At 55.7% G+C, this 14,194-nt stretch carries 12 protein-coding genes; 4 read left to right on the top strand and 8 right to left on the bottom strand.

Features of this window, described 5'->3' with window-relative positions; genetic code table 11:
- Nucleotides 1–8: 8 nt before the first annotated feature.
- From QP381_RS03480 to dinB, 6 genes are all read right to left on the bottom strand, one after another.
- Complete coding sequence (locus QP381_RS03480; protein ID WP_006681687.1) at nt 9–1,769, bottom strand: peptidoglycan D,D-transpeptidase FtsI family protein; 1,761 nt, start codon at nt 1,767–1,769, stop codon at nt 9–11.
- Between the two features lie 11 nt (nt 1,770–1,780).
- Nucleotides 1,781–2,176, bottom strand: a complete 396-nt coding sequence (locus QP381_RS03485; protein WP_006681688.1) for a hypothetical protein — start codon at nt 2,174–2,176, stop codon at nt 1,781–1,783.
- Nucleotides 2,173–3,153, bottom strand: coding sequence for a 16S rRNA (cytosine(1402)-N(4))-methyltransferase RsmH (gene rsmH, locus QP381_RS03490; RefSeq protein ID WP_103633560.1), 981 nt, complete (start codon nt 3,151–3,153; stop codon nt 2,173–2,175). The genes QP381_RS03485 and rsmH overlap by 4 nt, the downstream gene beginning before the upstream one ends.
- Nucleotides 3,154–3,268: 115 nt before the next feature.
- On the bottom strand, nt 3,269–3,700 hold the full coding sequence (mraZ, locus tag QP381_RS03495; RefSeq protein WP_006681690.1) for a division/cell wall cluster transcriptional repressor MraZ: 432 nt from the start codon (nt 3,698–3,700) through the stop codon (nt 3,269–3,271).
- 490 nt (nt 3,701–4,190) lie between these two features.
- Complete coding sequence (locus QP381_RS03500) at nt 4,191–4,589, bottom strand: DUF3040 domain-containing protein (protein WP_006681691.1); 399 nt, start codon at nt 4,587–4,589, stop codon at nt 4,191–4,193.
- A gap of 35 nt (nt 4,590–4,624) precedes the next feature.
- The gene (gene dinB, locus QP381_RS03505) at nt 4,625–5,875 is read right to left on the bottom strand and encodes a DNA polymerase IV (protein WP_103633559.1); all 1,251 of its coding nucleotides are present in this window, start codon (nt 5,873–5,875) and stop codon (nt 4,625–4,627) included.
- A 62-nt stretch (nt 5,876–5,937) separates the two neighbouring features.
- Here dinB and QP381_RS03510 point away from each other — a divergent pair, with 62 nt between their 5' ends.
- Nucleotides 5,938–6,765 (top strand): spermidine synthase, encoded by an 828-nt coding sequence (locus QP381_RS03510; RefSeq protein ID WP_103633558.1) that lies wholly within the window; start codon nt 5,938–5,940, stop codon nt 6,763–6,765.
- A 38-nt stretch (nt 6,766–6,803) separates the two neighbouring features.
- Here the strand turns inward: QP381_RS03510 and QP381_RS03515 are convergent, their stop codons facing one another.
- Entirely contained in the window at nt 6,804–7,964 is a 1,161-nt protein-coding gene (locus tag QP381_RS03515) for a PAC2 family protein (protein ID WP_285067866.1), read from the bottom strand.
- A 258-nt stretch (nt 7,965–8,222) separates the two neighbouring features.
- On the opposite strand from QP381_RS03515, the gene QP381_RS03520 reads away from it, so the two are divergent.
- From QP381_RS03520 to QP381_RS03530, 3 genes are all read left to right on the top strand, one after another.
- Entirely contained in the window at nt 8,223–10,478 is a 2,256-nt protein-coding gene (locus QP381_RS03520) for a HelD family protein (RefSeq protein WP_285067836.1), read from the top strand.
- A gap of 65 nt (nt 10,479–10,543) precedes the next feature.
- Nucleotides 10,544–11,749, top strand: coding sequence for a phosphoglycerate dehydrogenase (gene serA / locus QP381_RS03525; RefSeq protein WP_040318683.1), 1,206 nt, complete (start codon nt 10,544–10,546; stop codon nt 11,747–11,749).
- A gap of 81 nt (nt 11,750–11,830) precedes the next feature.
- The gene (locus QP381_RS03530; protein ID WP_285067837.1) at nt 11,831–13,552 is read left to right on the top strand and encodes an AMP-binding protein; all 1,722 of its coding nucleotides are present in this window, start codon (nt 11,831–11,833) and stop codon (nt 13,550–13,552) included.
- A gap of 27 nt (nt 13,553–13,579) precedes the next feature.
- Here the strand turns inward: QP381_RS03530 and nrdR are convergent, their stop codons facing one another.
- A complete protein-coding gene (gene nrdR / locus QP381_RS03535; protein WP_006681698.1) occupies nt 13,580–14,125 on the bottom strand; it encodes a transcriptional regulator NrdR in 546 nt (181 codons plus the stop codon).
- Nucleotides 14,126–14,194: the final 69 nt, after the last annotated feature.

Genomic DNA, 14,194 nt, shown 5'->3' on the forward strand with positions numbered 1-14,194 from the left:
TCATCGTCTCAGTTAGTCGGCGTCGTCGGGAACAGCGTTGCCGGCGTCGTCGAAGCTGGAATACCTAGATTACGCACTGACGCTTGCGCGACCTCACCGAACAGTGGCGCCGAGGAATCAGAGGAAATGTAGGCAACTTTAGGATTGTAAAGAACAACAGAGATAGCAAGCCGAGGCGCTTCAACGGGAAGCAGGCCGGCGGTCGTCGACACAATGCCATGCTGACCGTTGACGACGATATCTGCCGTACCGGTTTTCACACCGACGCGATACCCATCAACCTTCGCAGCCCCTGCAGTACCCAGATGATCTTCAACGACGGACTCCATCATCAGCATCAGATTCTGCGCCGTATCAGCTTTCATGGCCTGCGTTGGCTTGGGCTCTTCGGGGGTTTCAACGGTCCCGTCAGCGTTCGTCCACGACTTGACCAATCGGGGAGGAATGTGGACTCCACCGTTCGCGATTGTGGCCATGAACGAGGTCTCTTGGAGCGGTGAAACCGAATAGGACTGGCCGAACATCGACACATACTGATCACGGCCCGCCCACTCGCTTGGAGGACGAAGAATACCTGTCGTTTCGCCAGCAAGCTCCACGCCCGTCAGGTCACCAAAGCCAACGGCTTTCATCATGTCGTAGCGCTGTTCATTCGACAGAGTCTGACCAACCAGAACGGTGCCAGTATTCGACGATTCAGCCAAAATACCCGTCGCAGTGAGAGTTTCACCATCGTGCTCGTGGAAGTCTGTAATCGGACCACCCGCATCGGGAAGATCCAAAGAATAGGGCACATTAAAGACCGACGTGGGAGTGATCGTCCCCGCATCCAACGCGGCCGCGAACGTCACCACCTTGCCCACCGAACCAGGTTCGACCGTATACTGCACCGAAGCCACAGGCTGAGGATTCGCGTTATCTGGGATAGTCGACTCAGAGTCCGCCATCACCAAAATTTCACCGGTCGTCACATCTTCAACGACAACGGTGCCCCATTCGGCCTTGTGATGCTCCACGCGAGCATCCAGCATGTCCTGAACAAGATGCTGCAAGTCAGCATGCAACGTCAGTTGCAGGGAACCACCGTCAACAGGCTCAACCGTTGTCTTCTTCGCGCCAGGAATAATCGCACCATTCGGAGCAATCTCATACTGCTGCGAGCCAGGCGTGCCCGTCAGCAACGTATTGAACTGCGATTCCATGCCCGACGAGCCAACGCCTTCAGCATTGACCGTACCAATCACCGGAGCAGCAACATTCCCATTGGGGAACGTCCGTTCGTAGGTGGCTTCCCACTCAATGCCGTAAATATCCAGAGCACGAATCTCTCGATACGTCACCGCATCAACATTGCGCTTCACATACGTGTAGGTCGAGTCACCCAAAAACAAGCCGCCAAGCTCAGCTTCACTCATGTGCAGAAGCGGAGCCAGCTGGCGGGCGGCCTCGACCGGGCCTCGTCCCACAACCTTCGTCTTTTCAACCCCGTTTTCCTTCGTCGTTTCTGAGTGAACATAAGAACGCAAGTTGATCTGATTAACGGCAATGTCGTAGGTCAGAATCGAGTCCGCGAGGATCGTGCCCGTCGCGTCGGTAATTGAGCCTCGTTTAGCGGCAATGCCCGTCTGCGACGTACGAACGGCCTCGCCTTCGGTTGCAAGCATGGGCGCCTTGATGATCTGTAAATCGACTAAGCGGATCGCACAGGCCATCAGGCCGAAGAAGAAAATGATGAGGATGGCAAGAGATCGCCCAAAACGCTGAGTCATACGATCTCCTGTCAGTGTCCGGCCGTTCCGCCTTCAATGGTGCCAGCTCCAAGATTAATGAAGCCAGTCCGACCACCTTTCACCATTCCCTGAGCGGTGGCAGCTTTCTCAAGTTCGGAAGCCGATGCTGCCTTTTCAATTTGGGCTTGCATCGACCACGCCTGAGCTTCAAGCTCATTCAGCTCAATCTGCTGAGTACGGATTTCGAACGCCGTTTGAGCCATGCGAGTGTGAAGAACCATCGAAGCAAGAACCGTCGCAATGATCACGACGATAGAGACGATTCCCAACATCAGAAGCGAGCGGGTGGGCTTGCTCCCCTCGACAACTCGGAACTCCCTTCTTAGTTCAAACTCGTGACGTTCCGGACGGGAAACCGGGCGCCGGGAAGCTGCAGCACTGCTCATGAGAGTTCCTTCCATTCACGAACAAGCTGGGCGCCACGCAGACGCACAGATGCGGATCGAGGGTTATGTGCGCGTTCGGCTTCATCAGCTTGGTGCACTTTGCGAGTGAGGAGTTCGACGCTCGGTGCCATCGAATCTGGAATAACTGGAAGACCTTGGGGAACATCCACCGTAGACGCACGTCGGAACAGGTCCTTGACGATGCGGTCTTCAAGCGACTGGTAGGACTCAACAACCAAACGGCCACCGATGCGCAGGCTGGCAAAGCACGCAGGCAAAGCACGTTCGAGAATATTGAGTTCGTCGTTCACTGCGATGCGAAGGGCCTGGAAAGTGCGCTTCGAAGGGTTTCCGCCTCTACGACGCGCAGCAGCAGGAATGGATGCGCGAACGATGTCAGCAAGCTGCCCCGTGCGGGTCAGAGGTTGCGTTTCACGCGTTTCCACGATGCGACGCGCAATTCGAGAGGCAAAGCGTTCTTCACCGTATACGCGCAAGATCTGTGCGATCTCTTGAGCAGTTGCACTGACCAGAAGTTCGGCAGCGCTCTGCCCCCTAGTCGGATCCATTCGCATATCGAGCGGAGCGTCAGCAGAGTAGGAGAAACCACGTTCCGCTTCGTCGAGCTGAAAGCTGGAAACCCCTAGGTCCATCAGGATCGCATCAGCTTTTCCTGCCGGAGCATATGTCGCAACGACCTCGTCGACGTGGTCGTAGGTCGTGTGAACCGCGGTGAAACGATCTGCGAACGGCGCAAGACGCTCGGAAGCAAGCGAAATTGCTTGAGGATCACGATCGATACCGATCAGGTGAATGTTCGGGAATCGCTTGAGGGCAGCTTCGGAGTGACCTCCCATTCCCAGGGTGCAATCAACGAGAACAGCACCATCGTCAGTGAGGGCAGGAGACATCATGCCCATGCATTCGTCCAGGAGGACGGGAATATGACGCTCGGACGTTTGCTTGGTGAGCTCCATGTCGCCCCCTTTCCTGCAGATGATGTGAGTGCTTTTCATCCCTCTTGGTCCCCCACCGATCTCCGACATCGGGGAAGTGAAGTCGGGGCCTCGGGTGGAGACCAAAAGGGACGAACTAGAACATTCCTGGGAAGATCTCTTCGTTCGTATCCGAGAACGCGTCGTCTTCGACGGTGAGGACTTCCTCCCACGCTTCGGAATTCCAGATTTCAGCGTGATCACCTACACCGATGACGGTGAGCTGACGGCCGAGTCCGGCGTAGCTACGCAGTTCTGCAGGGAGGGATATACGACCCTGTCGATCTGGAGCTTCTTGGAACGCACTCGCCATAAAAACGCGTCGCCAGTTTCGAACCTGCTTCGACGAGGTCGGCGCAGAAATGATCGACTGCGCGCGCTCATTGAAGGTTTCAACCGGGTAGACGTAAATGCAACGGTCCTGTCCCTTTGTGAGAACAAGTTGCTCACCCATGTCTTCACGGATTTTTGCAGGCAGAAAAACACGTCCCTTGTCGTCGAGTTTCGGCTCGAACGTACCAGTGAACATGTCTCACCACCTTTCCTTGGTTCCCACTTCCACCACTTTACCCCACACCTATTACTTTTAGTACCATTTAGAGGCAGCTTCGAACACTTTCTCTTCTTAAAAAGTCTGATTTTCTGCGAGAAAATATCTAGTGGTGAAAAGTGGGGCACATTTTTAGTTCTAGCCGATTATTCCTGCACGAGCCCCTCTCCGCCCGCTACTCCTGCATCTGAGAGTGAGAGGACGAGACCTGCCACATCACAAGCTCCTCGGCTAGAAAAGGCAGGATCCTCATCCCCAATCGCACCACCACATCACCCACCGCACCCAACGCGACAAAACCGAGCTTTTAGACCCACATTCGTCGCACCAAGTGCACCCGGGAACAGAAAAGACTCAGCCAGGCACCGACATCTAGAAGACACGAAGAGATGACACAACAGAAAAGCCCATGACCGTAGGACATGGGCTTTTCTTTACGTTTTTCGAGGCGAGGTGGAAGACGATCTCTTTAAAAATCGCGACGACGCTTTCGTTCTTCCCACCGCTGTTCTTGGTCCTCGATAAAACGCGACCACGAACCGAGGTTTCGTCGCTGTTCTTCAGGTGTAAGCGGAGCGGCTTTCTTTTCGGGCGAAGAGATCGCATACCAGACGCCACCAACCATGATGGCAAAACCGATCACGCCCATCACGATGGAAATACCTGAGTATCCAAGGGAAACTGCGCCAACCAGGACACTCAGACCTGCGATAAAAACGAAAATTCCAAGAGCGATGCGTCGGATTGAAAGCCGCAAAGCTGGAGCTTCTTCTTCCTGCTCCATTTGACGGGCAAGACGTGGCTCGTCACGACGGAACTCCTGTTCCATCTCTTCTAGTACTTGTTTTTCATAGTCAGATAGAGCCACGACGCATCCTTTTCCGCTATCCGTTAGTGACGAGTCTAACGGGTTGGGGGCGCAGATTGCGATTCGTGCCCGCTGACCTGCGGTAACAAAGTTGCTGGCCGTAGAGCATCCCTGCCAAATTTCCCCTGAATCTGGTCCATTGCTCGCTCCGAAGCCAACGGTTTTCCATCATCGTCAAGAGCTATCGCAACGCCAGCCGATCGCGGTTGAAGGACTTCAACCTTCACGCCCGCCAAACGAATCCCAGATGCCGGCATCACCTCTTTTGCGAAGAGCTCGCTTGCAGCCGCGTAGATTTGTCGTCCCACATCTGTCGGAGCGTGTAGCTTCACAGATCGAGCGATCGTGTGGAACGAGGCGTCCCTCAGTTTCAGCCCGATCCCCCATGCGACCATGTCGGCTCTGCGCAAACGCGCCGCACATTCGTGAGACGCCTGTAGCAGGAAGGCCTCCAGCTCACTCCTATCGTGAATATCAGACTCAAACGTTCGTTCGGTACTCATGGACTTTACTTCGCGACCACCGCGAACGGGACGCGGGTCGATGCCCCAGGCAAGATTGTGCAGGTGGCGCGCGCTTGCAAGGCCCACAAGTCGCGTCAGGAACGTCATGTCCAGGTTCGCGAGATCACCGATTGTGTCAACGCCAGCGAGAGCAAGCCTCTCCCCCGTTTTTCCGCCCACTCCCCAGAGTGCTCCAACGGGGAGCCCGTGCAGGAATGGGACCGTTTGATCGCGAGGAATCAGCAGTAGCCCGTCAGGTTTTGCGTTTGACGAGGCAATTTTTGCCACCGACTTTGTGGCTGCGATTCCAACCGATGCGGGTAAACCGACTTCGGCATGGATGCGGGATCGAATCAGATTTCCAATCTCGGTTGGTGACCCGAGGCGCCGACGCGACCCTGACACATCAAGGAATGCCTCATCAATACTCACTTGCTGTAAGACGGGAGTGATTTCCGACAGGATCGCCATCACTTTGTGTGAGTATTCGGAATACACGCCCCTACCAGAGAACACAAAAGTCGCTTCCGGGCACAGCGCATGTGCGCGAGCACTCGGCATTCCGGCTCGCACACCGCGAGCGCGGACCTCGTACGTGGCGCTGGTGACGACCCCTCGTCCGCCGAGATGCCCGACGATGATTGGCCGGCCTCGTAAATCTGGATTTTCCGCGATCTCTACTTGGGCGAAAAACGAGTCCATGTCGACGTGCAGGATGGGAGTCTGGGAATCGTCGTCACCCCAGAACTTTCGGGCACGCCCGTCGCGGGGAGCGTTCGACATTGCTCCTCCTTCAGTGCGAGCGCGGTCGACTCTGCTTTCGTTCACTGACTACAGTGTGACGCGTGAGCCGAAAAACTGCGCGCGGAAGCGAATTCTTTGAGATCCCCTCTGGGAGGGTTGAGATCCGTTGGGATGGTGCGCTTGCGACGCTGTATTTGAACGGTATCGAGTCATCGTGCACGAATGTGGACGATCCGACCAGCCTCGAGTTTGAGTACATGCAGCATGCGACGTGCGCTCTCGATTGCGTGATTGACGAGGCCGCCCCAGTCCGCGCGCTCCACCTTGGTGGCGCGGGATGTACTCTGCCACTCGCCTGGTCTTACCTTCGTCCGAAGTCGAAGCAGACCGCTGTCGAGATCGATCCGGATCTTCCCGATTTGGCGCGACGTGTGTTTGATCTGCCGAAATCTCCGGCACTATCGATACGTATTGGAGACGGGCGGGAAGTGATGAGCTCGTTCCGCGATTCCACATTCAACGTCATCGTGCGCGACACCTTCGCTAACGGCCAGGTTCCAGCGCATCTTGCGACTCTCGAGTGCGCGAAGATTGCGCGGGAAAAGTTGAAGGACGGCGGACTCTATATCCTCAACAGCGCTCACGGTGGCGACAGTGATGCTCGCGCTGAGATTGCCGCTATTTCCGAGGTTTTCGGCCAGGTGATGAGCATCCAGGATCCGAAGGTGGGGCGAAGCGGTAGGCGTGGCAACATTATCGTCATCGGGTATGTCGGAGCTGACTATCCGGTTGAAGACCTTGACCGCGCACTGAGGCGCCTTCCTCTACCCGCTCGGGTGACGCACGGTGCGAATCTGACGAAGTGGCGTGCAGGCACACCCGCACTGCGCGACGCCGACATCGGATATAAGGAAACTGGCGCGAGCTGAAGCCGAAAAGACACTCAAACGTGGAGCAAAGGCCTAATTCAGATGGCGCCTGTTTCTCCGCTATCCGCCTCTTCGTTTGGATCGGTTTCATCCGTGGTGTGCTCTTCGACATGCAGCGATGCGTCATCCCCGCTATCGGCACGGTGACGAGGAGTCATGGCACGAACGGCCTCTGGATCTGTTGCACGCAGGTGAACACGCTTGAGCGCCGCGGTCAGGGGATCTTCTTCCGCCATTTCTACGCTCTGGTCGTCGACGCTCGACTGATCGTCAGATACTGTTTCACTCTGCGACAAGTTCGCCAAGTAGCGCTCAATGACATCACCAATGTCCTTGTCCTGTTGAGGAGTATGACCCAGCGGAGTCTGAGTACCAAAAGAGTTCAAGGAAAAGGAAGATTCGCCAGGACTCCACGCGTCATAATGCTCTTCAAGGGACGTAATAGTCGCCATGATCTCTGGATTTGCTTCGATCAATTGCTCAATCGTGCCCTGATCCTGAGCTGCTCCTAACTCCAAGTTACCAACCGGCAACGACAGATCAGCAAAATCAGACAGGCTGGATAACAGCGCAGAGGAGCCCGCCGGGTACCCAGACTCTGCCATGTAGAACGGAACCGCAGCAAGAAGAGCAATACCATTCACACCGCGTTCAGCAAGACGACGCTGAACGAAGGAACTTGCCGGTGCAGGGAACTGCAGTGACCCCGCCATCTTCGGCTGAGGCGGAATCAAAGAAGCATCCGTGGCCTGCACGTGAACCGGGGTTGCACGAGTATGTGGAACACTCGAAGGAATGCCATGGAAGGACACGCTGATCTCAACACCAGCTTCCTTCACAAAGTCAGCAACAATGCGCGCAAATGCCTCCCACTTTGCATCCGGTTCAGGACCGTGCAGAAGCAAAATCGGGTTCCCCAAGTCATCGCGAACTCTGTCGATTGCGATTTCATGAGTCACCATTTCTTCGCTGACCCAATCACGGACCGTCATGATCGGACGATGAGAGCGGTAGTCCAAGAACTGATCGGAATCAAAAGTCGCAACACGTTCGTTCGGCAGGGCGCGAAGCATTTCAGCAACTGCCATACGACCGGCTCCGCCAGCATCCATGCTTCCGTAGAAGTGCATCACTAGGATGCGCGAATGAGTTTCACTGGCCGGCCCTCGCTCGAAAAGAAGGGCATCATTCGGTTTCATTACGTTCACATGCCCTTTCATTTCTGTTCTGTCCAATGCCATGCTCGTCAATTCAACTCGACGAACAATTCGTACTATCAACGCTACTCGGAAACAGGCCGGAGCGCCCGACGGGCCCACTGATATTCGCCTTGGGCGAATAGTCGGCCTCGTGAATCTATCTCCCCTGCGTCGCAGATCGCGGACAGTTGCACCTGGTCGCAGTTTTTCAGGCACAATAGATGGTCGCTATCTTGTCCATTCCTCGAAAGTACGCGCATGACTGACTCATCGACTTCTGCTTCGCCGGCGTCCATACCGGAGCAACGCCATGTCGACGCCGCGTATGCAAGGGTGGATGAGCTTCGAAAAAAGTACCGTGACCAGCAGGCGCGAACGCACGCAATCCACGGCGCAGGAAATCCTCAGGCCTGGACAGAACGCGAGGCACTCTCGGCTCACCTTGGTGATATGGCAGCACGCCTCGAGGCCGTTGAAGACCGCCTTGTATTCGGTCGCCTCGACATGGCTGACGGCGACCACCACCACATTGGTCGCGTTGCCCTATCGACCGCCGACGGCGAGCACCTCCTGATCGACTGGCGAGCTCCCGTGGCGATGCCCTTCTATCAAGCGACTGCCGTCGACCCAAAGGGTGTCGTGCGAAGGCGCCACATTACAACTCACGGGCGCACCGTCGTCGCGCTTGAGGATGAACTGCTGGATTCGTCGCGAGCTGAAGGTATGGATCTTCAAGGCGAAGGCGCGTTGATGAGCGCCCTTGATAAGGCTCGCGATGGTCGCATGGGTGATATTGTCGCGACAATTCAGTCCGAACAGGATGCAATCATTCGCGCTCCTCGCGACGGCGCGATCGTCGTCCAAGGCGGTCCGGGAACCGGTAAAACAGCTGTCGCCCTGCACCGCATTGCCTACCTGCTGTATGCCGAACGTGAGCGCTTAGAGCGTTCTGGTGTTCTTTTGGTCGGGCCGTCGCGCATTTTCTTGCGATACATCGAACAGGTACTTCCCTCACTGGGTGAAACTGGCGTCGTTTCGACGACCATGGGCGACCTGTTGCCCGGCGTAGACGCACGTGGAACGGAGCCACTGGGCGTTGCCCAAGCGAAAGGTCATATTGGCTGGACGCAGCTACTGAAGCAAGCGGTCAAAATGTTGCCACGCGAATTATCGGCACCGACCACGTTGCAGGTGTGGAGTCGCACGGTGACACTGACGCCGGATGACGTGTCGAAAGCGATCCGCCATGCACGGCATACGCGTCGCACTCACAATCAGGCGCGCGAAGGTTTTGCTCTGGAGCTGATGGAGGTTCTGGCAGAGCGCCTAGCCTCCGACGCCTCGTCGGCCGGTGGAGTGCTTGATTCCAACGAGGATAAAACAGAGTGGATCAGCGAAATCCGCGACTCCATTGATGCGCGTCGCGCGATCAATCTTGCGTGGATGCCAACGTCCGCCAAGACTCTTCTTCGTCGCCTCTATGCGCGTCCCCAACTGTTGGCGCATATTAACGATCGAGCAGGCCGCCCCGTTTCACCCCGCCTGTTGCCACTCGTTGAGCGTCATAGTGCTGAGTGGACCGATGCCGATATTCCCCTGTTAGACGAGCTCGAAGAATTGCTTGGACCGATGCCCACATCGCGCATCGAATCCTCAGAATCAGAAAGTGCTGCAATTGAACGCGCACGAGCTGCGATCGAAGGCCAGGGGCTTGGCGGAGGCATCGTGAATGCTGAGCAGCTTGCCGAGTCCACATTGTCTCAGCGAATGTGGACTCCCCTTGCTGAGCAGGCAGCCAACGATCGCAAGTGGGCATACGGCCATATTGTCGTTGACGAAGCTCAGGATCTCTCCCCGATGGCGTGGCGTAGTTTGTTGCGTCGTTGTCCGTCGCGGTCGTTCACGATTGTTGGTGATTTGGATCAGCGACGCGGATCGAAGCGTCCGAAGACGTGGGTTGAAGCCTTGGGGCCGGCAAGCAGAGCCTACAGCGATGAGTTTGTTCTGACGGTGTCCTACCGTACTCCGGCGACATTGACCGCCATCGCTGAGGCCGTGATGGCACGCGCAGGTAAGCCTGTTATTCACCCGATGAGCGCGGTCCGCGACGTTGAGGACTGCTACCGCGTCGTGACTGTTGAAGCAGATACGGATATGGTCGCACGCGAGGATTCGCCGGCGTGGGCGGCAGCAATTCAGGCGGCATCGCAGGCGTGTGAGCGACTTGATGCCACTTCGGGTGAAGGAAGCGGCAGGGTCGCGATTCTGGTTTCAGATTCACGAGGCCACGCATGGAATGCCGATTCCACAGGTGAGAGCGCACTTGATTCGCGGATTGCTTTGCTCAGTGCCTCGAGTTCCAAGGGGCTTGAGTTCGACACCGTTATCGTGGTTGAGCCCGGCGAGATCTTTGCTGAAGGTGTTGGTGACCTGTTCGTCGCCTTGACTCGTGCGACGCATGATTTGGTTGCTATCACTTCGAGCGATCTTCCCAGGGGAATGGATCAGTGGTAAGACGGTTCTATCCGTAGCACGAACACTTGTGCAATCGCTTGGTGTTTTTCTGGCACTATGGTGGCATGACACGCGCACTGTTGCTTGAGAATCCCCATAAGGTTGCTGACGAGGTTTTCGCAAAGAACGAGATTGATGTGTCTCGCCACGCGGGTGCCTTGGACGAAGATGAGCTGATTAAAGCCCTCGAGGGCGTGGAGTACTTGGGTCTTCGCTCGAAGACCCAAGTGACGCGACGCGTTCTCGAAGCCAACCCGCAGATCAAAGCGATTGGCGCTTTCTGCATTGGGACGAACCAGATCGACCTGGAAGCAGCCACCGAGCTGGGCATCTCGGTCTTTAATGCTCCGTATTCGAATACGCGTTCCGTTGTGGAACTGGCAATCGGCGAAATCATTGACCTGTCGCGTCGCGTCACCGTGAAGAATTCTCGCCTCCACCGTGGCATTTGGGACAAGAGCGCTGATGGTGCACACGAGGTTCGCGGTCACACGCTTGGCATTATTGGCTACGGCAATATCGGCACTCAGCTGTCCGTGCTTGCTGAAGCAATGGGCTTGAACGTTATCTTCTACGATATGGCCGAGCGCCTGTCTCTGGGCAACGCCACCCAGATGCCGACGATGGAATCCGTATTGCGCGAAGCGGATATCGTGTCGATCCACGTTGATGGTCAGGAAACAAATTCCAATCTGTTTGGCGCTCGTGAGTTCGCGATGATGAAGCCCGGTGCGCTGTTCATCAATTTGTCGCGAGGTTTTATCGTCGACATTGATGCCCTGCATGATGCGCTGGTGTCGGGTCACTTGGCCGGCGCTGCCGTTGACGTGTTTCCCCAAGAACCGAAGAAGAATGGCGATCCTTTTGATTCACCTTTGATCAAGCTGGATAACGTTATTCTTACTCCACACATCGGTGGTTCAACGGAAGAGGCTCAGTACGATATTGGTCGTTTCGTCGCGGGGAAAATCAGTGACTACCAGGACACCGGCTCAACCGACATGTCGATCAACCTGCCGAACCTCAGCTTGAATGCTTCGCAAGAGTCTCGCTACAGGATTCGTCTGATCCACAAGAACACTCCCGGTGTTCTGGCGAATATCAACCACACCTTTGCCGAGATGGGCGCGAATGTTGGTGGTCAGATTCTGGGAACTGCAGGATCAACCGGCTATGTGCTGACCGACATTTCTTCCGAACTTCCGATCGATGCGATCGAGAAGATTCGCTCGATGAAGGACACTATTCGTCTGATTACGACGACCCTGTAGGAAAAACGCTTATGTGGTCTTTTCTCGGCCTGGTCCCAACTAACCTACGGTATCGTAGGTAGTAAAGAATCGGAGGACAACGTGACTCTTACTGACCAGCTTCGAGCCCAATACGCCCCCGGCGTCCCTGAAACTATTGAGGTGCCGGATCAGACCATTCCTGCGATGGTTGAAGAGGTAGCGAAACGTTATCCGCATCAGATTGCTCTGGACTTCTTCTCGCGCCCAACCACGTACGCGCAACTGATGACGCGCGTACGCAGGGCAGCAACTGTGCTGGCCAATGCAGGAGTTCGCCAGGGGGATCGAGTTGCCCTAGCGATGCCAAACTGTCCTCAGCACGTTGTTGCAATTCTTGCGACGATGCACCTTGGCGCAATCGTGGTTGAGCACAATCCTTTGGCTCCTGACCACGAAATTCACGAGGAGTTTAACCGCCACGGCGCACGCGTTGTCATTGCATGGGAAAAGACCCTGTCGAAGCTGACGTTCCTTGATCGTGCGACCACGGTTTTTGCTGTCAACCTGACGAAGGCTCTTCCCGGTCCGAGCCAGTTGCTTTTGAAGCTTCCGATCAAGTCTGCTCGCACGAAGCGTGACGCTTTGTCGACGCGTCCCCCATCATGGGCTCGTTCGTGGGACCAGGCTGTAGATCAAGCTCCACGCTGGACCACTTCTTGCCCTGCGAGTCCTGACGATCCGGCGCTACTGATTCATACGGGCGGTACGACAGGTGTTCCGAAGGCTGCCTGCATTACACACCGTAATTTGATGGCGAACATTGCCCAGTCGATCGCATGGGTGCCGATCCTGCACGAGAACGCTGAAGTGTTCTACTGCGTTCTTCCCCTGTTCCATGCGTTTGGCTTCACCATTGGCTTGTTGTCGGGCTTGCGTTTGGGTGCCACAATTGCGCTATTTCCGAAATTCGACACAACCATGATTCTGACCAGCCAGAAGCGTCTTCCCTGTACGTTCTTCCTTGGTGTTCCACCAATGTACGAACGTTTGCTGGCTACGGCAGCCACCATGGATGTCGATCTGACGTCGATGACGTTCTCACTTTCGGGCGCTATGCCACTGTCTGCTGATTTGGCATCACGCTGGGAAGAAAAGACTGGCGGGTTGATGATTGAAGGCTATGGCATGACCGAAGCCTCACCGATCCTCCTAGGTTCCCCTCTAGCAAAGAACCGTCGCCCGGGCGCTCTTGGCGTTCCCTATCCGTCCACGCAAATCCGCATTGTCGACCAAGATAATCCGACGAAGGATGTCGAAGACGGTGAAATTGGCGAACTCATTGCACGAGGCCCCCAGGTGTTCTCCGGATACTGGGAGCAGCCGGAGGAAACAGCTGAGATCTTCACCGAAGAGGGCTGGCTTCGTACGGGCGACCTTGTCCAGGTGCGCGACGGCTTCATCTACATGGCCGATCGTCGTAAGGAAATGATTAACGCCTCTGGTTTTAACGTGTACCCCAGCCAGGTTGAGAACGCTGTTCGCTCTATGCCAGGAGTTCGCGACGTAGCGGTTATCGGTATTCCTGCCGGCTCGACCGGCGAAGATGTCGTCGCAGCAATTGTCCTTGAAGCCGGCGCTTCGATCACTCTTGCTGATGTTCGCCAGTGGGCCGAAAAGTCTATTGCTCACTATGCCCTACCACGCCAGCTCGTGGTGATGACGGAGCTTCCTCGCTCCCAGCTTGGAAAGGTCATGCGTAAGCGTGTTCGCGAACAGGTAATGGAGGTCGCCGACTCTGCGACAACTAAAATTCGCCAGTTTACGAATCGAAAGAACGACTAGCTGTCACGGTGACGCCGAAACGTTTAATCACGAGTCGAGTAGAGAATCCAGAATCTCTCGGTTCGATAGCGCCTTCTTCGTCTTGGATGAAGAGTGTGAGCCCGAAGTGGATGCGGAGGCATTGTCTTTATTACGCTCACGCAGGATGCGGATGGCTTCTTCGAAGTCTTCGAGGGTATTAAAGGCTCGATAGACGGAAGCAAAACGAAGGTAGGCGATTTCGTCGAGGTCACGGAGGAAGGGAAGAATCGCTTTTCCAACTTCATCGGAAGAGACGTTTGAAACTCCGGTTAAGCGGAGTTGTTCTTCAACCTGTTGCGCCAGGATTGCGAGATCGTCGTCAGAAACGGGGCGCCCTTGGCATGCTTTCTTCACACCGGAAACAACCTTGTTGCGCGAGAAAGGCTCGACGACACCGGCGCGCTTCACGACTTGGAACGAGGATGTTTCAAGCGTGGTGAAACGCCTCTTACATGATGTGCACGCGCGACGACGACGAATCGAGGCACCATCATCTGCGATGCGGGTATCGACGACTCGTGAATCTGGGTTATGACAGAAAGGGCAATGCACGCCTTTAACGCTACACGGCAAATAAGAAAGACGAAAAAGAAACGCGCATGAGGTGGGGGGACCTGAGTG

The organism is Pauljensenia sp. UMB6358 (assembly GCF_030216865.1).
GTDB classification, from domain to species: domain Bacteria; phylum Actinomycetota; class Actinomycetes; order Actinomycetales; family Actinomycetaceae; genus Pauljensenia; species Pauljensenia turicensis_A.